At 71.6% G+C, this 16,937-nt stretch carries 20 protein-coding genes and 1 tRNA gene; 11 read left to right on the top strand and 10 right to left on the bottom strand.

Features of this window, described 5'->3' with window-relative positions:
• Position 1 precedes the first annotated feature (1 nt).
• A complete protein-coding gene (locus tag A6Q81_RS07445; RefSeq protein ID WP_067859564.1) occupies positions 2–568 on the top strand; it encodes an FtsB family cell division protein in 567 nt (188 codons plus the stop codon).
• On the top strand, positions 561–1,091 hold the full coding sequence (locus tag A6Q81_RS07440; RefSeq protein WP_067859559.1) for a DUF501 domain-containing protein: 531 nt from the start codon (positions 561–563) through the stop codon (positions 1,089–1,091). The genes A6Q81_RS07445 and A6Q81_RS07440 overlap by 8 nt, the downstream gene beginning before the upstream one ends.
• Here the strand turns inward: A6Q81_RS07440 and A6Q81_RS07435 are convergent.
• Both A6Q81_RS07435 and A6Q81_RS07430 read right to left on the bottom strand, forming a co-directional pair.
• A complete protein-coding gene (locus A6Q81_RS07435; protein ID WP_286690047.1) occupies positions 1,033–1,704 on the bottom strand; it encodes a response regulator in 672 nt (223 codons plus the stop codon). The two genes, A6Q81_RS07440 and A6Q81_RS07435, sit on opposite strands and share 59 nt — an antisense overlap.
• Positions 1,701–3,287, bottom strand: a complete 1,587-nt coding sequence (locus A6Q81_RS07430; protein WP_144433785.1) for a sensor histidine kinase — start codon at positions 3,285–3,287, stop codon at positions 1,701–1,703. The genes A6Q81_RS07435 and A6Q81_RS07430 overlap by 4 nt, the downstream gene beginning before the upstream one ends.
• 120 nt (positions 3,288–3,407) lie before the next feature.
• On the opposite strand from A6Q81_RS07430, the gene A6Q81_RS07425 reads away from it, so the two are divergent.
• Positions 3,408–4,763: a cation:dicarboxylate symporter family transporter gene (locus tag A6Q81_RS07425; protein ID WP_067859553.1), complete on the top strand. Its 1,356-nt coding sequence runs from the start codon at positions 3,408–3,410 to the stop codon at positions 4,761–4,763.
• Positions 4,764–4,830: 67 nt separating this feature from the next.
• Positions 4,831–5,757 carry a Ppx/GppA phosphatase family protein gene (locus tag A6Q81_RS07420; protein ID WP_286690046.1) on the top strand — a complete coding sequence of 309 codons (927 nt, stop codon included), beginning with the start codon at positions 4,831–4,833 and terminating at the stop codon, positions 5,755–5,757.
• 80 nt (positions 5,758–5,837) lie between these two features.
• Here the strand turns inward: A6Q81_RS07420 and A6Q81_RS07415 are convergent, their stop codons facing one another.
• Positions 5,838–6,182, bottom strand: a complete 345-nt coding sequence (locus A6Q81_RS07415; protein ID WP_286690045.1) for a TraR/DksA family transcriptional regulator — start codon at positions 6,180–6,182, stop codon at positions 5,838–5,840.
• Positions 6,179–6,604, bottom strand: a complete 426-nt coding sequence (locus A6Q81_RS07410; RefSeq protein ID WP_286690044.1) for a DUF1232 domain-containing protein — start codon at positions 6,602–6,604, stop codon at positions 6,179–6,181. The genes A6Q81_RS07415 and A6Q81_RS07410 overlap by 4 nt, the downstream gene beginning before the upstream one ends.
• A gap of 65 nt (positions 6,605–6,669) precedes the next feature.
• On the opposite strand from A6Q81_RS07410, the gene A6Q81_RS07405 reads away from it, so the two are divergent.
• Both A6Q81_RS07405 and A6Q81_RS07400 read left to right on the top strand, forming a co-directional pair.
• Complete coding sequence (locus A6Q81_RS07405; RefSeq protein WP_286690043.1) at positions 6,670–7,608, top strand: NAD(P)-dependent oxidoreductase; 939 nt, start codon at positions 6,670–6,672, stop codon at positions 7,606–7,608.
• An 84-nt stretch (positions 7,609–7,692) separates the two neighbouring features.
• Complete coding sequence (locus tag A6Q81_RS07400) at positions 7,693–8,559, top strand: aldo/keto reductase (RefSeq protein ID WP_286690042.1); 867 nt, start codon at positions 7,693–7,695, stop codon at positions 8,557–8,559.
• Positions 8,560–8,610: 51 nt separating this feature from the next.
• On the opposite strand, the gene A6Q81_RS07395 is transcribed toward A6Q81_RS07400, so the two are convergent.
• The 3 genes from A6Q81_RS07395 to A6Q81_RS07385 form a co-directional block, all read right to left on the bottom strand.
• A complete protein-coding gene (locus tag A6Q81_RS07395; protein ID WP_286690041.1) occupies positions 8,611–9,033 on the bottom strand; it encodes a hypothetical protein in 423 nt (140 codons plus the stop codon).
• A 101-nt stretch (positions 9,034–9,134) separates the two neighbouring features.
• Complete coding sequence (locus tag A6Q81_RS07390; protein ID WP_286690040.1) at positions 9,135–9,335, bottom strand: hypothetical protein; 201 nt, start codon at positions 9,333–9,335, stop codon at positions 9,135–9,137.
• Between the two features lie 13 nt (positions 9,336–9,348).
• Complete coding sequence (locus A6Q81_RS07385) at positions 9,349–10,428, bottom strand: hypothetical protein (protein ID WP_286690039.1); 1,080 nt, start codon at positions 10,426–10,428, stop codon at positions 9,349–9,351.
• 379 nt (positions 10,429–10,807) lie between these two features.
• Here A6Q81_RS07385 and A6Q81_RS07380 point away from each other — a divergent pair, with 379 nt between their 5' ends.
• Both A6Q81_RS07380 and A6Q81_RS07375 read left to right on the top strand, forming a co-directional pair.
• Complete coding sequence (locus tag A6Q81_RS07380) at positions 10,808–11,377, top strand: hypothetical protein (RefSeq protein ID WP_286690038.1); 570 nt, start codon at positions 10,808–10,810, stop codon at positions 11,375–11,377.
• 23 nt (positions 11,378–11,400) lie between these two features.
• Positions 11,401–13,782, top strand: a complete 2,382-nt coding sequence (locus A6Q81_RS07375) for an AAA family ATPase (RefSeq protein WP_286690037.1) — start codon at positions 11,401–11,403, stop codon at positions 13,780–13,782.
• A gap of 27 nt (positions 13,783–13,809) precedes the next feature.
• On the opposite strand, the gene A6Q81_RS07370 is transcribed toward A6Q81_RS07375, so the two are convergent.
• The 3 genes from A6Q81_RS07370 to A6Q81_RS07360 form a co-directional block, all read right to left on the bottom strand.
• Entirely contained in the window at positions 13,810–14,010 is a 201-nt protein-coding gene (locus A6Q81_RS07370; RefSeq protein ID WP_286690036.1) for a hypothetical protein, read from the bottom strand.
• Entirely contained in the window at positions 14,007–15,185 is a 1,179-nt protein-coding gene (locus tag A6Q81_RS07365) for a hypothetical protein (protein ID WP_286690035.1), read from the bottom strand. The genes A6Q81_RS07370 and A6Q81_RS07365 overlap by 4 nt, the downstream gene beginning before the upstream one ends.
• 69 nt (positions 15,186–15,254) lie before the next feature.
• Positions 15,255–15,665 (bottom strand): hypothetical protein, encoded by a 411-nt coding sequence (locus A6Q81_RS07360; protein WP_286690034.1) that lies wholly within the window; start codon positions 15,663–15,665, stop codon positions 15,255–15,257.
• A 141-nt stretch (positions 15,666–15,806) separates the two neighbouring features.
• Here A6Q81_RS07360 and A6Q81_RS07355 point away from each other — a divergent pair, with 141 nt between their 5' ends.
• The 3 genes from A6Q81_RS07355 (at position 15,807) to A6Q81_RS07345 (ending at position 16,898) form a co-directional block, all read left to right on the top strand.
• The gene (locus tag A6Q81_RS07355; protein WP_286690033.1) at positions 15,807–16,304 is read left to right on the top strand and encodes an O-acetyl-ADP-ribose deacetylase; all 498 of its coding nucleotides are present in this window, start codon (positions 15,807–15,809) and stop codon (positions 16,302–16,304) included.
• Between the two features lie 90 nt (positions 16,305–16,394).
• Entirely contained in the window at positions 16,395–16,784 is a 390-nt protein-coding gene (locus A6Q81_RS07350) for a hypothetical protein (protein ID WP_286690032.1), read from the top strand.
• Between the two features lie 41 nt (positions 16,785–16,825).
• Positions 16,826–16,898: transfer RNA gene (locus A6Q81_RS07345), tRNA-Leu, on the top strand.
• Positions 16,899–16,937 lie beyond the last annotated feature (39 nt).

Raw genomic sequence — 16,937 nt, 5'->3', positions numbered from 1 at the left:
CATGGCCGGCTCCCGCGGACCCGGACGACCCACCCCCAGGACACGACGTCCTGCGGGGCGGCCGTCCGGTGCCGCGGGGGCCAGCCGCCCCGGCCCGACCCGACCCCGGTCGGGCACGACCACCGCCCGCGGCGTCGGGTCGCGGTTCACCACCCGCGCCGTCCTGCTGCTCGCGGTGCTGCTCCTGCTGCTCGCGTCGTACACGTCGGCGCTGCACGCGTGGTGGCAGCAGCGCGGCGAGGTGCAGCAGCTGAAGGCCGAGATCGCCACCCGGCAGGCGTCCATCGAGGACCTCGGCGACACCAAGGCGCGCTGGAACGACGACGCCTACGTCCGCCAGCAGGCGCGTGAACGGTTCGGCTGGGTCATGCCCGGCGAGGTCGGCTACCGCGTCATCGGCGCCGACGGCACCGTCGAGGGCGACGCGCCCCGGCTCGACGACCCGCCGGACCCCACCCAGAAGCAGTGGTACGACACGCTGTGGGGCAGCGTCGAGGCGTCCGGACGCACCTCGTCGGCCCAGCAGCCCGTCCCCGACCCCGACGAGGTGCTGAAGAACCGTGACTGACCCGAGCCCGAGCGACCTGCAGATCGTCGCCGAGCAGCTCGGGCGGCCCGCCCGCGGTGTCCTCGGCATCGCCGCGCGCTGCCCGTCCGGCCACCCCAACGTGGTGCGCACCGAGCCGCGGCTGCCCGACGGCACGCCGTTCCCGACGCTCTACTACGTGACCTGCCCGAGGCTCGCCGGCGCCATCGGCACCCTCGAGGCGTCCGGCCTGATGGCCGAGATGAGCGAGCGGCTCACCCACGACGCCGACCTCGCCGACCACTACGCACGGGCCCACGCCGAGTACCTCGCCGAGCGGGAGGCCGTCGCCCACGTGCCCGAGATCGACGGCATCAGCGCCGGCGGCATGCCCACGCGGGTCAAGTGCCTGCACGTGCTCGTCGGCCACGCCCTCGCCAAGGGCCCTGGCGTCAATCCGCTCGGCGACGAGGCCGTCGAGCTGCTCGGCGACTACTGGGGCAGCTCTAGCTGCGCCCCGGCCGGTACTCGACCTCAGGACGACCAGCCCGACCCAGGCGCGTGACCCGCGCGACCTCGCCGGTCTCGGCGAGGTGCTCCAGGTAGCGGCGCGCCGTCACCCGTGACGAGCCCAGGTGCTCGCCGACCTCGCTCGCCGACGACGGACCGTGCTCGGCCAGGACCGCGCGCACCTGCTCCAGCGTCTCCGCGCCCAGCCCCTTCGGCAGGGCGGGTCGGGACGTGTGCCGCAGCGACTCGAGCATCCGGTCGACCGCACTCTGGTCGAGGTCGTCCGAGCCCTGCAGGCCCTCGTGGAAGGTCCGGTAGGCGAGCAGCCGCTCGCGCAGCGCGCCGAACGCGAAGGGCTTGATGAGGTAGCCGACCACGCCCTGCGCCACCGCGTCGCGCACCACCTCCGCGTCGCGCGCCGACGTCACGGCGATCACGTCGACCCGGCTGCCGGCCGCCCTCAGCCGGCGCAGCAGCTGCAGGCCGTGACCGTCGGGCAGGTGCATGTCGAGCAGCACCAGGTCGACCGGCTCCTCCCGCAGCACCCGCGCCGCGTCCTGCGCCGACATCGCGACGGCTACGAGCTCGAAGCCCGGCACGTCGCGCACGTACTGCGCGTGCGCCTGCGCCGCGACTCTCTCGTCCTCGACGACCAGCGTGCGGATCACGCGTCCTCCCCGATCTCCACCTCGACCATGGCCCCGCCGAGCGCACCCGAGCCGACGCGCACGCTACCGCCGTGGCGGCGCACCACCTGACCCACCAGCGCCAGACCCAGGCCTCGGCCGTGCAGACGGTCGTCGACCTTCGTCGACCAGCCCCGCTCGAAGACCTGCTCGCGCGCGTCCTCGGGGATGCCGGGGCCGGAGTCCTCGACCACGACATCGAGGTGCGTGTCGCTGGCGTGCAGGTGCACCGCCACGGTCGCGTCCGCCGTGCCCTGCGCCGCGTCGATCGCGTTGTCGAGCAGGTTGCCCAGCACCGTCACCGCGTCGTGCGGGCCGAGCGGGAGCCCCGTGACGGCGGAGCCCGGGTCGACGTCGAGCCGCACGCCGCGCTCGTGCGCCTGCGCCGACTTGCCCAGCAGCAGCGCCGACACCACGGGCTCCTCGACCGCAGCCACCATCTGGTCGGTCAGCCCCTGCGCCAGGCGCATCTCGTGCGTCGCGAACTCGACCGCCTCCTGCGTGCGGCCCATCTCGACGAGGGAGACCATCGTGTGCAGCCGGTTCGCCGTCTCGTGGCTCTGCGACCGCAGCGAGTCGGCCAGGCTGCGCACGGTGTCGAGCTCGGCCGTCACGCCCTGCAGCTCCGTGCGGTCGCGCACCGTGAGCACCGTGCCGACGTCGCGACCCTCCCAGCGGGCGCGCGCCGCGTTGACGATGAGCACGCGGTCGGCGAGCGCCACCACGACGTCGGAGAGCGGTCCGCCCGCGCGCACCGCGTCGGTCAGCGTGGGTTCCAGGCCGAGCTCCGCGACGTCGCGGCCTACCGCCCGCGACGCCTCCACGTCGAGCAGACGCTCGGCCTCGCGGTTCACGAGGCTCACCCGGCCGCCGGAGTCGACCAGCACGAGTCCCTCGCGCACCGCCCGCAGCACCGCGTCGTAGTACTCGTACATGCGGGTGATCTCCTGCTCGCCGAGCCCGTGCGTCTGGCGGCGCAGGCGCCGGTGGATGAGCCACGCGCCGAGGATGCCCACGAGCGCGGCCAGCGCGGCGGCGCCGAGGATCCGGGGGAGCGCGTCGACGACCTCGTCGCGCTGCTTCGCCGTGCGGATCCCGACCGACACGAGCGCCACGACGTCGTCGTCGCCGGCCCCCGCGCGCACCGGCACGACGGCCCGCACCGACGGTCCGAGCGTGCCGACGTACTCCTCGCTGTACGTCCGGCCCGCCTGGGCCTGGGTGATCGACCCGAGGAAGCGCTTGCCGATGTTGGCCGGGTCGGGGTGGGAGTAGCGGATGCCGTCGCGCGACATGATGACGACGAAGTCGGTGCCGCTGTCGCGACGCACCTGCTCGGCGAACGGCTGGAGCGTCGTCGACGGGTCCGTCGTGCGGACGGCCTCGCGCACCGTCGGGGAGTCGGCGACCGCGACCGCGAGGTCGAGCGCGCGCTGGCGTGCCGAGGCCGTCGCGTCGGCGCGGGCGTCGAACCAGGCGGCGGCCACGCCACCGAGCACCAGCACGCACACGACGACGACCTGCCAGAGCAGGATCTGGCGCGCGACGGACGACGGGCGGGGCACGACCGCATCGTCCCACCTCGACGAAGCCGCTGTGACCGCGGTCACCGAACTCTATGTACGCAACGGTGACCCGGGTCACGTGACCGGGCACGGTGGGCAGGTCGTCCCACAGGAGGAACCATGACCAGCACCACCCCGCAGGCGCGCACCCGGCGCGACCGCACGCACTACCTCTACATCGCGGTCATCGCCGCGGTGCTCGCCGGCATCGCCGTCGGCTTCGCGGCGCCCGACTTCGCGAAGGAGCTCAAGCCGCTCGGCGAGGGCTTCGTCAAGCTGATCAAGATGATGATCGGCCCCGTCATCTTCTGCACCATCGTGCTCGGCGTCGGCTCGGTCCGCAGCGCCGCGCAGGTGGGCAAGGTCGGCGGCATGGCGCTCGGCTACTTCATCACGATGTCGACGTTCGCCCTGGCCATCGGCCTGGCCGTCGGCAACATCCTGCACCCGGGCGAGGGCCTGCAGATCACCCCGGAGGGCGCGGCGAAGGCGGCCGAGTCCGCCGGCGGTGAGAAGCAGACGACCGCCGAGTTCATCCTGCACATGATCCCCGACACGATGGTCTCCTCCCTCACGTCCGGCGACGTGCTGCAGGCGCTGTTCGTCGCCCTGCTCGTCGGCTTCGCGCTGCAGGCCATGGGTCGCGCGGGCGAGCCGATCCTCGTCGGCGTCGGGTACCTGCAGAAGCTCGTCTTCCGCGTGCTCGCCATGATCATGTGGCTGGCCCCCATCGGCGCGTTCGGCGCGATCGCCGCCGTGGTCGGCGAGACCGGCATGGACGCCCTGCGCAGCCTCGCCGTCCTCATGGTCGGCTTCTACATCACGTGCTTCCTGTTCGTCTTCGGCATCCTCGGCGCGCTGCTCAAGGCCGTCACCGGCATCAACATCTTCAGCCTGCTGAAGTACCTGGGTCGTGAGTTCCTGCTCATCGTGTCGACGTCGTCGTCGGAGTCGGCCCTGCCGCGCCTCATCGCCAAGATGGAGCACGCGGGCGTGCACCAGTCGACCGTCGGCGTCGTGGTGCCGACCGGCTACTCCTTCAACCTCGACGGCACCGCGATCTACCTGACGATGGCGACCCTGTTCGTCGCGTCGGCCACCGGCGACCCGCTGAGCTTCGGCGAGCAGCTCTCCCTGCTGCTGTTCATGATGATCGCCTCCAAGGGTGCGGCAGGCGTGACCGGTGCCGGTCTCGCGACGCTGGCCGGCGGCCTGCAGTCGCACCGCCCCGACCTCGTCGACGGCGTCGGCCTCATCGTCGGCATCGACCGCTTCATGTCCGAGGCGCGTGCGCTGACGAACTTCGCCGGCAACGCGGTCGCGACGGTGCTCATCGGCACCTGGACCCACTCGATCGACCGGCAGAAGCTCGACGCCGTCCTGGCCGGCGACGACCCGTTCGACGAGACGACGATGGTCGACGACGACCACGGCTACACGCCCCGCAAGGACGAAGAGCTCGACGTCGCACGCTGACGCGACGTGGGACGACCCACAGGGCCCGGACACCGTCCGGGCCCTGTGTCGTCGGTAGGGTCGGGGCATGCCGGATGCCCTCCGCGTGGCCGCGATGGACTGTGGGACGAACTCGTTGCGCCTGCTCGTCACCGACGTGCGTGGCGACCAGAAGCGCGACGTCGTGCGCGAGATGCGGGTCGTCCGCCTCGGGCAGGGCGTCGACGAGACCGGTCGCTTCCACCCCGACGCGCTGGAGCGCACGCTCGCCGTCACCCGCGAGTTCGGCGAGCTGGCCACCGTGCTCGGCGCCGAGCGGGTGCGCTTCTGCGCGACGTCGGCCGCCCGTGACGCGTCGAACGCCGACGAGCTGAGCGACGGCGTGCGCTCGGTGCTGGGCATCGACCTCGAGGTGCTGTCGGGCGAGGAGGAGGCCCGCGCCTCGTTCCTCGGGGCGACGCGCTCGCTGGCGGGACCGGCCCTCGTCGTCGACATCGGCGGCGGCTCGACGGAGCTGGTGGTCGGTGCCGACGGCGACGTCGGCTGGTCGCACTCCTTCGACGTCGGATCGGTGCGGCTGACCGAGCGGTTCCTGCGCAGCGACCCCGCCTCGATCGACGAGGTGACCGCACTCGAGTCCTACCTCGACGACGTGCTGACACCCCGGCTGTCAGGGCTCGACCCGGTGAGCAACCTCGTGGGGGTGGCGGGGACCATCACGACGGTCGCCGCCCACGCCCTGGAGCTCCCGTCGTACGACTCGTCGCAGATCCACGGCGCCCGCATCTCCGTCGACGACGTCCGCACCGCCTGCCTGTCGCTGCTGCGCATGTCGGTGGCGGACCGTCGCGCCCTGCCGTTCATGCACCCGGGTCGCGCCGACGTGATCGGCGCCGGCGCGATGATCCTCGACGCCGTCCTTGGCTCCGTCCCCCTCGCCACCGACGAGGTGCTGGTGAGCGAGCACGACATCCTCGACGGCATCGCTTGGGGCGCCGCGCAGCGCTGGCCCTGACCCCGCGGCGCACCCCCCCACCCCGCTGAGTGTGACGTTTGGGGCCCGGATCGGCCCGATCCGGGCCCCAAACGTCACACTCAGCGGGGTCGGGACGCGCAGACGACGCAGAGGGTGGTGGCCGGGAGGGCCTCGAGTCGACCCTCGCCGATCGGGCGACCGCACACCTCGCAGACGCCGTAGGTGCCGTCCTCGACGCGGCGCAGCGCTGACTCGACGGCGACGAGCCGGCGACGTGCGCTGTCGGCGGCGTGGTCGGCCTGCGACCGCTCGAAGGCGATCGTGGCACCCTCCGGGTCGTGCTCGTCGTCGACGTTGGACCCTTCGCGGGCGGCGACGATGCCGGCGACGTCGGCGTCGCGTGACGTGATCGACGCGAGCAGGCGTCGACGCTCCTCCTCCAGACGTGCGGCCGCGTCGGTCACGACGCAGCCCCCGACGTGACGCCGGCCAGGCGCAGCACCGCGGCGAGCCCAGCGTCGGTGCCCGGCCAGTGGCGCTCGATGGCCTCGGGCCCGGCCCGCCGCACCACCGACCGCAGCACCAGCGCGACCACGACCACGTCGTCGGCGTACCCGACCACGGGGATGACGTCGGGGACGAGGTCGATCGGGAGGGCGAGGTAGACGAGGAGGGCGACGAGCCGCACGCGGACGCCGCGCGGCAGGGACGGGTCGCGGGCGAGACGGTGCGTGAGTCGGACGAGGTCGGGCACGAGGCGCAGCAGGTCGCGCAGGTCGACCCGCTGCGACGTGCGTCGTGCCGCGACCCACAGCAGCCCGACGAGGACAGCCCAGAGCAGCACGAGGCCGCCGACCACGGCCGCGACGATGCTCCAGGTGCTCATGCAGCCACGGTAGGTGGGCGCACCGACGGCGTGCACGTCGGCGAGGGACCGGCATGATCGGACCCATGCCCGTGCAGCTGAGCCTCCCCGACGACGAGACCCGCGACCTGTTCGCCGACCTGGAGTCCGACGGGACGGCCGAGCTCCACGTGTGGGACTTCGCCGGACCACCCCCGGCCGACGTGGTGCTCGACCTCGCCGTCCGTCCGTACGTGCTCACCGGCGACCTCTCCGTCCTCGACGCCGACCGGATCAAGGCCGTGCAGGCGCAGTCGCTCGGCTACGACGACGCGATCGGCCACGTGCCCGACGGCATCACCTGGTGCAACGCGGTCGACGTGCACGAGGAGCCGACCGCCGAGCTGGCCGTCGCGCTCACCCTGGCGTCGCTGCGCGGGCTCGACGACTTCGTGCGCAACGCCGCCCGCGACGACGACCGGTGGGACAAGGGCACGGCCCGACCCGGCCTGCTCGGCAAGCGGGTGCTCCTGCTCGGCGTCGGCGGCATCGGCCACCAGGTCGAACGCCGCCTCGACGGGTTCGGCGTCGACCTCGTGCGGGTCGCGTCGTCGGCGCGTGACGACGAGCGCGGCCACGTGCACGGCATCGACGAGGTGCACGACCTGCTGGCCGACGTCGACGTCGTGGTCGTCGCGGTGCCCTACGGCGAGTCGACGCACCACCTCGTCGACGACGCCTTCCTCGCCGCGATGCAGGACGGCGCCCTGCTGGTGAACGTCGCGCGCGGCAAGGTCGCCGACACCGACGCGCTCGTGCGGCACGCCACGTCGGGCCACGTGCGCCTCGCGCTCGACGTCGTCGACCCCGAGCCGCTGCCCGACGACCACCCGCTGTGGACCACCCCGGGCGTGCTCGTCGCGCCCCACGTCGGGGGAGCGGTGGCGACGCGGCTCGAGCGCATCGAGCCCCTCGTGCGGGAACAGGTGCGACGGATCGCGGCGGGGGAGCCGCTGACGAACGTCGTTGACGTCTCGGGGTCCTGACCCGCTCGGCTGGCGCGCTCGCGCACGAGGCGTACGGTCGAAGGTGAAGGTTCAACGACGTCCATCGACCCTCAGGAGGACCCAGTGCAGCAGCGCACCATCGGCACCGCGACCGTCAGCGCGATCGGACTCGGCGGCATGCCGATGTCGATCGAGGGGCGGCCAGACCGTGAGCGCTCCATCGCCACGATCCACGCCTCGCTTGACGCCGGCGTGACCTTCATCGACACCGCCGACGCGTACCACCGCGACGCGAACGAGGTCGGTCACAACGAGGAGCTCATCGCGGAGGCGCTGAAGGGCCACGCGGCCGGCAAGGACGTGCTCGTCGCGACGAAGGGCGGCCACCTGCGCCCCGGCGACGGCTCGTGGACGCAGAACGGTCACCCCGACTACCTCAAGGACGCTGCGAAGGCGTCGGCGAAGCGGCTCGGCGTCGAGTCGATCGGCCTCTACCAGTTCCACCGCCCTGACCCGGAGGTGCCGTACGCGGAGTCGATCGGCGCGCTGAAGGAGCTGCTCGACGAGGGCGTCATCCAGCAGGCCGGCATCTCCAACGCCACGGTCGCGCAGATCGACGAGGCCAACGAGGTGCTCGACGGCCGGCTCGTGTCGGTGCAGAACCAGTTCAGCCCGGCGTTCCTGTCGAGCCGTGACGAGCTGCGGCACTGCGCCGAGATCGGCGTCGCGTTCCTGCCGTGGAGCCCGTTCGGCGGCATCAAGAAGGCCGGCGACTTCGGCTCGGACCACTCGGCGTTCCAGGAGGTGGCCGACGCGCGTGGCGTGAGCCCGCACCAGGTCGCGCTCGCGTGGCACCTCGCCCAGGCGCCTGTCGTGGTCCCGATCCCCGGCGCCTCGCGTCCGGAGTCGGCGAAGAACTCGGCCGAGGCAGCCGACCTCGAGCTCACCGAGGACGAGCTCACGACGATCGAGTCCGGCCTCGACGCCTGACGTAGTCCCTAGCGCGGCCCCGTCCTCCTCGGGGGCGGGGCCGCGGTGCGTTCAGGCGCCGGCGCAGCGCGAGATGTCGTGACGTGCGCCGTCGCGCTGCCGCTGGTCGAGGCAGCGGCGCAGGCGAGAGAACGCGACCGTCCGGGGGTCGCAGACCTGGAGCGCGTCGAGGACCCTCGTCCGCGCCGGCTCCTCGTCGAGGACGCCGTGCCAGGTGGCCCACTGCTGCTCGTCGAGCAGACCGATCGCGGCGACGGCGAGCTCGTCCTCCAGGAGCTGCAGGTAGCGAGGGTCCCCGTGGATCTCGAGCGGGTCGCTGCCAGCCCGACGGAGGTCGTCGGCGATCTGCCAGTACCGCTGCACGTAGGCGGCGCTCGCAGCCGCCCGCGACGCCCGCTTGATGTCGACCAGCTGCTTGAGGCCGACGCAGGCCACGAGGAGGAGGCCCAGCAGGGGCAGCGTCGCAGTGTCCACGCGGCGAGCGTAGTGGGTGGGACGTCCAGGTCCTCGGCTCCTCCACGACGCCCGGCGGCCCCGCCCTCGGGGGAGGACGGGGCCGTCGGGGGAGTCGAGCGCTACGTCGCGGGCGGCTCGTCGTCGGCAGACCGGTGGGCTCGCAGTCGTCGTACGACGTAGAGCACCAGCAGGTAGATCGCGATGACGCAGGCGAGCGTGTAGGCGCCCGACGCCGCCTCGTTGCTGTCGACGTAGCCGATCACGACGCACGTGACCGCGGTGACGGCGAGGACGCCGATGTAGTCGTCGATGCTCTTCATGACGCGGTGCCCCCTAGAAGCAGTTGTCGATGACGCCCTGGACGGACGCGATCTCGAGCAGGACGGCCTGCGCCTCCTTGCCCACGCCGTCGCGCTTGAACACCTTCCGGAAGGCGTACTTGGCCGACGACGACCGGCCGTAGCCCGCCTTGCGGTAGGCCTTGTACGCCTTGCGCAGCGCGCGGTAGGCCTTCTTCGCACCGCCCACGGCCTTGATCGCCGCCTTCACCTTCGCCAGCTTGGCGACGAGGAAGATGTTGCTGATGACGGCGATGACGATCGAGCGGACGCACGCGGCCGCGCCGGTCGCGAGGGCCGAGCGGTCGGTGCGCGGGTCGAAGACCGCGGGGCTCGCCTCGGTGGAGTCCGCGTCGGACACGGACTCCTCGCGGGCCAGGCCCTGGTCGGCGAGCCAGGCGTCGATGTCGTCCTGCGTGGTGGTCTCGGCGTCGGGGATCTGCTCGATCAGCGCGAAGCCGTCCTCGACGCCGGCGCCGACGTCGCTCTGCGGGTCGGGGTCGGTGTACCAGCCGAGCACCTCGACCTTGACGTCGATGTCGGTGCGGGAGGAGTTCTGGATCTCGATCGTGCCGTCCTGCGAGAGGGTCGTCGCGAAGGTCTCGGTCGAGACGTAGCTCGACGCGGGGGGACGTTCGATCCACATGACGTCGCCGGCCAGCTCGGGGTCGCGGACCGCGAGCACGCCGGCGTCCTTCTTCGTCAGCCAGCGGCCGCTGATCTTGAGCCGCGCGCCGAAGGCGTCGGCGGGCACGGTGCCGACCCCGCCGATGGTGATCTGCTGCGTGGTCGAGCGACGGATCGGTTCCCAGCCCGAGCCGCCCGGGTAGACCGGCGCCGGTGTGGGGGTGGTGGGGGTCAGGTCGCCGTTGAGAGGGAGTCGCTCGTCGGACGGGTCGGTCGTGTCGACGGTGCGGGTGGACCCGTCGTCGATGCGCTGCGTGGTGGGTAAGACGGAGGTGTCGGACGCGCCGTGCAGGACGGGGGGACGGGTGGACGGGGCCGCGAGCAGGCCGGCGAGCACCGCGGTGGCGGTGACCGTCGTGACCGCGGTCAAGGGGGCGGAAGGGGGCATGGGGGCCGCTCTCTCGTGATCGGGCGCCACCGGGTGAGCGGCGCTGCGATCGCGACACTCGCAGGGCCGGCAGGCTCGGCGCGCCCTTCTCTCGATCTCCTGAAGAAGCCTTCCGTCGACGGCTGCGATGGGGTATGCGTCGCGCCGCGATGGACGGACGAGGGGATGGGCTGTGCTCGTGTCGGGCCCGCTCGACGGGGTCGTGTGCCGTCGCAGGGCGTCGGCACCGACGGACGTTCGGAACGACAACCACGTGGTCGGCCGATACCGTGGAGACTCGCCTCGAGCGACGCCGGAGCCCGCGGCCCCGTGCTTCGTCGCCAACCTCCCCGGGAGCCTCGCAGTGAAGTGGTTGACACGCGTCCTTGCCGTCGTAGGTGTGCTTGCGCTGCTGGTCGGCGGGCTCGTCGTGTCGAGGAACGCCGGGTTCCTGTCGCCCTTCGGGATCGAGTCCAGGAGCAGGGACTCCCAGGTGATCCAGGCCGTGGAGCGGACCGAGGAGGTCGCGCTGGTGGGCCTGAACATCCAGGGGATCACCAGCGAGAAGCGCAGCTCCACGATCTTCGGGCGGAGCGTGCCCGGTACGAGCGAGACGGTGTACGTCCAGTACGAGTTCACCGCGAAGCTGGGGATCGATGGTGCGAAGGTCGACGTCTCCCGGGACGGCGCCGACGGCTACTCGGTGTCGGTGCCGGCGTTCACGTTCATCGGCTACGACCAGCCGAAGTTCGAGGAGGCCGTGACTGACGGCGGCGTGCTCAGCTTTGTGACGGCGGACGTCGACCGGTTCGAGCTGGTCAACAAGATCCTCGGCGACGGCCAACAGGCGGAGTACGTCGCGAAGAACCGCGAGGCCCTCGAGGAGCAGACGAAGGCGTTCTACGGACGACTCATCACCAGCATCGACCCCGGCGCCGACGTCGCGTACACGTTCGCGACCGACTCCTGACCCTCGCGTGACACCCTGACCTCGTGCCCGACCTGACCATCACGCCGGAGATCGAGCGCGCGCTGGAGCTCCTGGAGTCGGGCAGCCACCTGTTCCTTACGGGCAAGGCGGGCACCGGCAAGTCGACGCTCGTGCGGCACTTCCTGGAGACGACGGAGCGCCGCGTGGTGGTGGCCGCACCGACCGGCATCGCCGCGCTGAACGTCGACGGCTACACGATCCATCGGCTGTTCGGCTTCCGCCCGACCACGACGCTCGACGACGTCCGCTCCGGCAGCTACCGGCCGGGACGGTTCACGCGCGCGATCCGCGGTCTGCAGACGCTCGTCGTCGACGAGGCGTCGATGGTGCGCGCCGACGTGCTCGACATGGTCGAGGCCGCGCTGCGTCGCTTCGGGCCGCGCGAGGGGGAGCCGTTCGGTGGGGTGCAGGTGGTGCTCGTCGGTGACCTTCTGCAGCTGCCGCCGATCGTCGGCGACCGCGAGACCGAGTTCTTCCGCACCCACTACGACACCGAGTACTTCTACTCGGCGCACTGCTTCGACCGCGACGCGTTCCCGACCGTCGCGCTCACGACGGTGTTCCGCCAGCTCGGCGACGATACCCTCACCGGGCTGCTCAACGCGGTGCGCGAGGGGGTGCTGCTGGAGCAGGCGCGCGAGGAGCTGAACAGCCGCGTCGATCGCGACTTCGAGCCGCCGGAGGACGAGCTGTGGCTGACGCTCGCGCCGTCGAACTCGATCGTCACGGCCCGCAACCGCGAGCGGCTGGAGCGGCTCCCGGGCGAGGTCGTCACGAGCGTCGCGCGGGAGAGTGGCGACCTCGGCGGGTTCGACCCGCCCACCGACACGGTGCTGCGGCTGAAGGTCGGCGCGCAGGTCATGATGCTCACCAACGACCCCAGCGACCGGTGGGTCAACGGCTCGCTCGCGCGCGTCGTGGGCATCGAGGCCGACGACGTCTCGGGCGACGTCGAGCTGGAGGTGGAGCTGGCCGACGGCTCGGTCGTCACGGTCGATGAGTACACGTGGGAGGTGACGCGGCCGGTCGTCGACGGCGGCACGCTGACCCGCGGGGTCGTGGGCACGTACCGGCAGCTGCCGTGCCGGTTGGCGTGGGCGATCACGATCCACAAGAGCCAGGGGCAGACGCTCGACCGGCTCGTCGTCGACCTGACGGGCGGCGTGTTCGCGACCGGCCAGGTGTACGTGGCGCTGAGCCGGGCGACGTCGATGGCGGGGCTGGTGCTGAAGCGGCCGATCGAGCCGCGGCACCTGCGCACCGACCGTCGGGTCACGCGGTTCCTGTCGGGCGAGGTGGCGCGCACGGCGCCGGACCGCTTCGCGGCGCTGGGGGTCTGCTTCGTCGGCGACGAGGGCACGTTCTCGCGGCCCCGACCCGTGGAGCTGGCGGTCGCGTTCGACGACGGCACCGCGGTGAGCACGCTCGTGAACCCCGAGCGCGACCTCGCCGACGCGCGCGCCCGCTTCGGCATCTCCGCCGACGACGTGCTGCTGGCGCCGACCCTGCCGGAGGCGTGGGCGGTGCTGGCGCCGCTGCTGGAGGGCGTCACGCTGGTCGGCTCGCGGGTGGACGACGCCCTCGGCAAGGTCGACTTCGAGCTCAAGCGACTGCAGCACGTGGTGCCGATGGGTTTCGGCGTCGAGCTGCCGTTCGGCGGGTTGTCGTCGGCGGAGCGGATGGCGATGTCGTCGGGGCGTGCGGCCGACCAGGCGCGCGCGGCGCTGTCGGCGTTCACGCGGATGCGCGACGAGGGCCTGGCCGTCGCCGCCAGCACGCCGTTCGAGCCGGCCGAGGGCCTGCCCGACCCGAGCTACCTGCTCACGCGGGACCCCGACCTCACGCCCCCGTCGACCGACCGCCTCCCCACCCTCTCCGCGCTCGTGGAGGCCAGCGTCGGGGTGAGCGCGACGCTGCTCGGCGGTGCTTCTGTGCCGTCGGGGGAGCGCCCTCCGCGGGTGGTGGCCGACGCGGTGGTCGCGCGGCTGGCCAACGTCGCGACGAAGGCGTCGCGCCTCTCGCCCCAGCTCGTCGAGCGCCTGCGGATGGTCGAGAAGCTGCTGGACGAGCGCTTCGTCGACGACCTCGTCGCGACCATCGATGCAGCCAACCCGTCGGCGTCCGACGTGCTACAGCCCGGCGCGCGCGTGTGCTTCACCGGCACCGCCACGTCGCCGTCGGGGCGGACCTACGGGCGCGACGAGATGGAGCGCCTCGCCCGCGACGCCGGCCTCGCCCCCGCCGCCAACGTGACGAAGACGAGGTGCGACCTCCTCGTCGTCGCCGAGGTCGGCACCCAGTCGGGCAAGGCGCGCAAGGCCCGCGAGTACGGCAAGCCGGTGATCTCCGCGGACGAGTTCTTCGCGTGGGTGGGCGTGGTCTGACGACACCGTCGGGATGGTGCGGTCGGCTCAGCCTCGCGGAGGCTGGTCCATCCGCGCCCGGATGACGAGCCCGACGAACGCTCCGACCGCCATCGTCGCGAGGATCAGCCAGAAGTCGTCGGTCAGGAACATCGCGATCAGGCCGGGCCCGATGATCGCTGCCATGAGGATCATGGAGGCGCCGAAGAACGTGGTGGTGGCGTCGTGGTGTGGGGGTGTCTTGGTCACAGGAGCTCCTCGATGATTCCTCCGCCGCAGTACACCGCGCCGAACAGGCCGAGACGGCGGACCATGAACTTCGCTGCCTTGTTTGGCGAGCTGACCAGCTGCAGGAGCGCCTCGGTACTGAGCGTGAGGCCCAGGCACACCTTGAAGAGCTTCTTGAACTTCTTGATCCACTTCTTGCTCCACTTCGGGTCTGCAGTGATCCCGTAGCTGAAGTTGCCCGCCTTGTGCTCCACGACCTGGGTGAGCGTCGTGCCGCTGACCTCGTAGTGGGTGGGAACGGGCCTGCCGGCCGCGTCGTAGGCCCAGGGAGACTCGAAGTGGCCGAGCGGTTCCTTGCCGTTCCCGAACACCCAGACGCTGCCGTCCTGCTCGTCCAGCACGAGCCGTTCGGCGTCGCCGCCGAGCTCGAACGGGTAGCGCTCAGGAGCGTCGGCGGAGTCGATCGCGATGGCTGCGCGCACCCCGTCGGCGGTGGGCTGGACGGCGACGCGGCTGTCGTCGTGCTCTCCGTTGTAGACGCGAGTGAGCTCGTCGTCGGCGACCTCCCCGCGGCCCTTCGCTGGCGTGTCGATGGTGACGGTCCCGCCGACACCGGCCGCGACGATCTCACTCTCGCCCGACGTCGGGACGTCAACCTCAGCGTTCGGCTGCGCGACAGTCGAGCCCGCCCTCGTCGTGCCGTCGGAGATGGCATGGGTGAACGACTCCGTCGGGTCCTCTCTCGAGGCGGCACCCGCATTCACCCCGGTGACGCACACGAGCGCCAGGGCCGTCCCGGTGACGAGACCACTCGTGAGAAGAGGTTTCGACCTCCCGACCCATGCGTCCGTTCGCGTGATCTTCACGGGTCGGTGTCGGGACCATCCGGGTCGGTCAGCAACGCTGCATGCGACCAACAGCGTGACGGCAGCAGCCGCTGCGACGGTTTCAGCGGTTCCGTTCGACGTCCACAGTCCGATGCCGGCGGCGACGGTGACGGCGGCGACCGTCGCGCGACTCTTGGTGACGCTCATGCAGCTCTCCCTCGACTCTCGTGCTCGCGGGTCACGCTGCCGGAGGGACCACCCCTCGCGCGAGCGCGCGGCCCCGTCTTCTCGAGTTCGTGAAGAACTCTTCCGATCCCGTGCTTCATCAGGTAACGGCTGACCGAGTCGTGTGCTGCTCGGGGCAGCCAAGGCGCGCAGGGTCGTCAGAAGGACACCTCGGCCGACGAGTTCTTCGCGTGCGTCGGCGGGGTCTGACCGTCAGGAGTCGGCTGCGGGTGCGGAAACTGACCGTCGCTTGAGTCGAGGGCGTCCGTAGTAGGCCCAGACGAGATAGGCGGCGACCGCGGTACCGACCCAGAGGGCGCCGTCCGCCGCGGCCTCGGCGCGCGCGACGTAGCGCAGGAGGGGCTGGCACATGACCACGACGAAGAGGATGTTCAGGCAGTCGTCGACACTCAGGTCGTCGCGTCGGGCGGTCCCGCCGTCCGCGAGCGAGCGTCGCGCGTCCCGTCGGCGTCGACCGACGATCACCCACGCCGTCCAGGCGGCGACGGCCACGGCAGTGGTGAGCGCCCCGAGACCTTCGGCTCGTCCGGTCACGGTCCACACGGTGGCTGCGCTGGCGGCAGCCACGACGACGACCGCGACGTGCGCTCGCTTGACGTCCACGGATCTCCCTCCGGGCACGCGTTGGTCGGTGCTCCTCGGCAAGGGTGCCACTTTCCGCCGACGCCGGCGGCAACCCCGACCGCACCTCTCGAACTCGTGAACGACGCTTCACCTCACCGCCGTGGGTGGTGTAGTAGGGGGATGGAACTCGAGGTGGTGCAGGGCGACATCACGGCCCAGGACGTCGACGCCGTGGTCAACGCGGCGAACCGTGCCATGCGTGGCGGGGGAGGGGTGGACGGCGCGATCCACCGCGCGGGCGGCCCGGAGGTGCTGGAGGACTGCCGTCGCCGCTTCCCGCACGGTCTGGAGACGGGCCAGGCCGGTTGGACGACGGCCGGCCGCATGCCGTCGAGGTGGGTGATCCACGTCGTGGGACCGAACCACAACCGCGGCGAGCGCGACCGCACGCTGCTGACGTCGTGCTACGCCAAAGCCCTGACCGTGGCCGACGAGCTCGGCGCCACATCGATCGCCTTCCCGCTGATCAGCGCGGGCTCCTACGGCTGGCCGTTCGACGACGCCGTCGCGGCAGCCGTCGACACCCTCCGCTCCACCCCTACGCAGGTCGCTTGGGCCCGGCTCGTCGCCTACGACAAGCGCGCGTTCGACGCGATCGCACGTCGGCTCGAGGCTTGATTGCCGCCTCGATTCGGTTGCGCCGCCTACATCAAACGGTGAATTTGCGATACAGCCTCCTGAGTGGACGAAGGCACGTAGGTTCCGGGGATGGGATTTTTCAGCGAGCTGTTCAAGCAGCCACCGCCATCAGTGACCTTCACGCCGGTGCGTGGTGAGCAGCTGTTCGTGGGGGAGTCGTTCTATCAATCGGCACTCGTCGGCCTGTTGAAGGCCCGGGGGCACGCGCCTGCGTCCCTCAAGAACTGTCGCTTGCCGATCAACGAGTCTTTCGTCGCTCACCTGACTCCCGAGGCCCGCAACCCTCACGACCCGAACGCCGTTGCTGTGGTCGTCGACAACCACGTCGTCGCCTACCTGTCGCGCGCGAACGCTGCTGAGTACCGAAGGACCCTAGGTACAAAGAGCGGGGAGGCAACCGTGGCCCTTTGGGTCAAGCCTGGCGGCAAGGGCATCGTGTCCGTGTGGCCACAGGAGTAGCCGTTCCTCCTCGGCGCTTGGAACGCCTAGTCTGACATCGCGCTCCCGTAGCCCAATGGCAGAGGCAGGCGGCTTAAACCCGCCCCAGTGTGGGTTCGACCCCCACCGGGAGCACGGACCTGAACGGCACATTGCCGCAGGTCAGAGGCAAGT

This window comes from Aeromicrobium sp. REDSEA-S38_B2, from assembly GCF_001628525.1.
In the GTDB taxonomy this organism is placed as follows: Bacteria; Actinomycetota; Actinomycetes; order Propionibacteriales; family Nocardioidaceae; genus Aeromicrobium; species Aeromicrobium erythreum.
Note: the sequence above shows the minus strand (reverse complement) of the source record. Positions and strands in the feature narration are given on the sequence as shown.

What these genes read in the sequence shown, in the direction of transcription:
- A6Q81_RS07445 (WP_067859564.1), top strand. Translation starts at nt 2, where the DNA reads ATGGCCGGCTCCCGCGGACCCGGACGACCCACCCCCAGGACACGACGT.
- A6Q81_RS07425 (WP_067859553.1), top strand. Translation starts at nt 3,408, where the DNA reads ATGACCAGCACCACCCCGCAGGCGCGCACCCGGCGCGACCGCACGCAC.
- A6Q81_RS07420 (WP_286690046.1), top strand. Translation starts at nt 4,831, where the DNA reads ATGCCGGATGCCCTCCGCGTGGCCGCGATGGACTGTGGGACGAACTCG.
- A6Q81_RS07410 (WP_286690044.1), bottom strand. Translation starts at nt 6,604, where the DNA reads ATGAGCACCTGGAGCATCGTCGCGGCCGTGGTCGGCGGCCTCGTGCTG.
- A6Q81_RS07405 (WP_286690043.1), top strand. Translation starts at nt 6,670, where the DNA reads ATGCCCGTGCAGCTGAGCCTCCCCGACGACGAGACCCGCGACCTGTTC.
- A6Q81_RS07390 (WP_286690040.1), bottom strand. Translation starts at nt 9,335, where the DNA reads ATGAAGAGCATCGACGACTACATCGGCGTCCTCGCCGTCACCGCGGTC.
- A6Q81_RS07385 (WP_286690039.1), bottom strand. Translation starts at nt 10,428, where the DNA reads ATGCCCCCTTCCGCCCCCTTGACCGCGGTCACGACGGTCACCGCCACC.
- A6Q81_RS07355 (WP_286690033.1), top strand. Translation starts at nt 15,807, where the DNA reads ATGGAACTCGAGGTGGTGCAGGGCGACATCACGGCCCAGGACGTCGAC.
- A6Q81_RS07350 (WP_286690032.1), top strand. Translation starts at nt 16,395, where the DNA reads ATGGGATTTTTCAGCGAGCTGTTCAAGCAGCCACCGCCATCAGTGACC.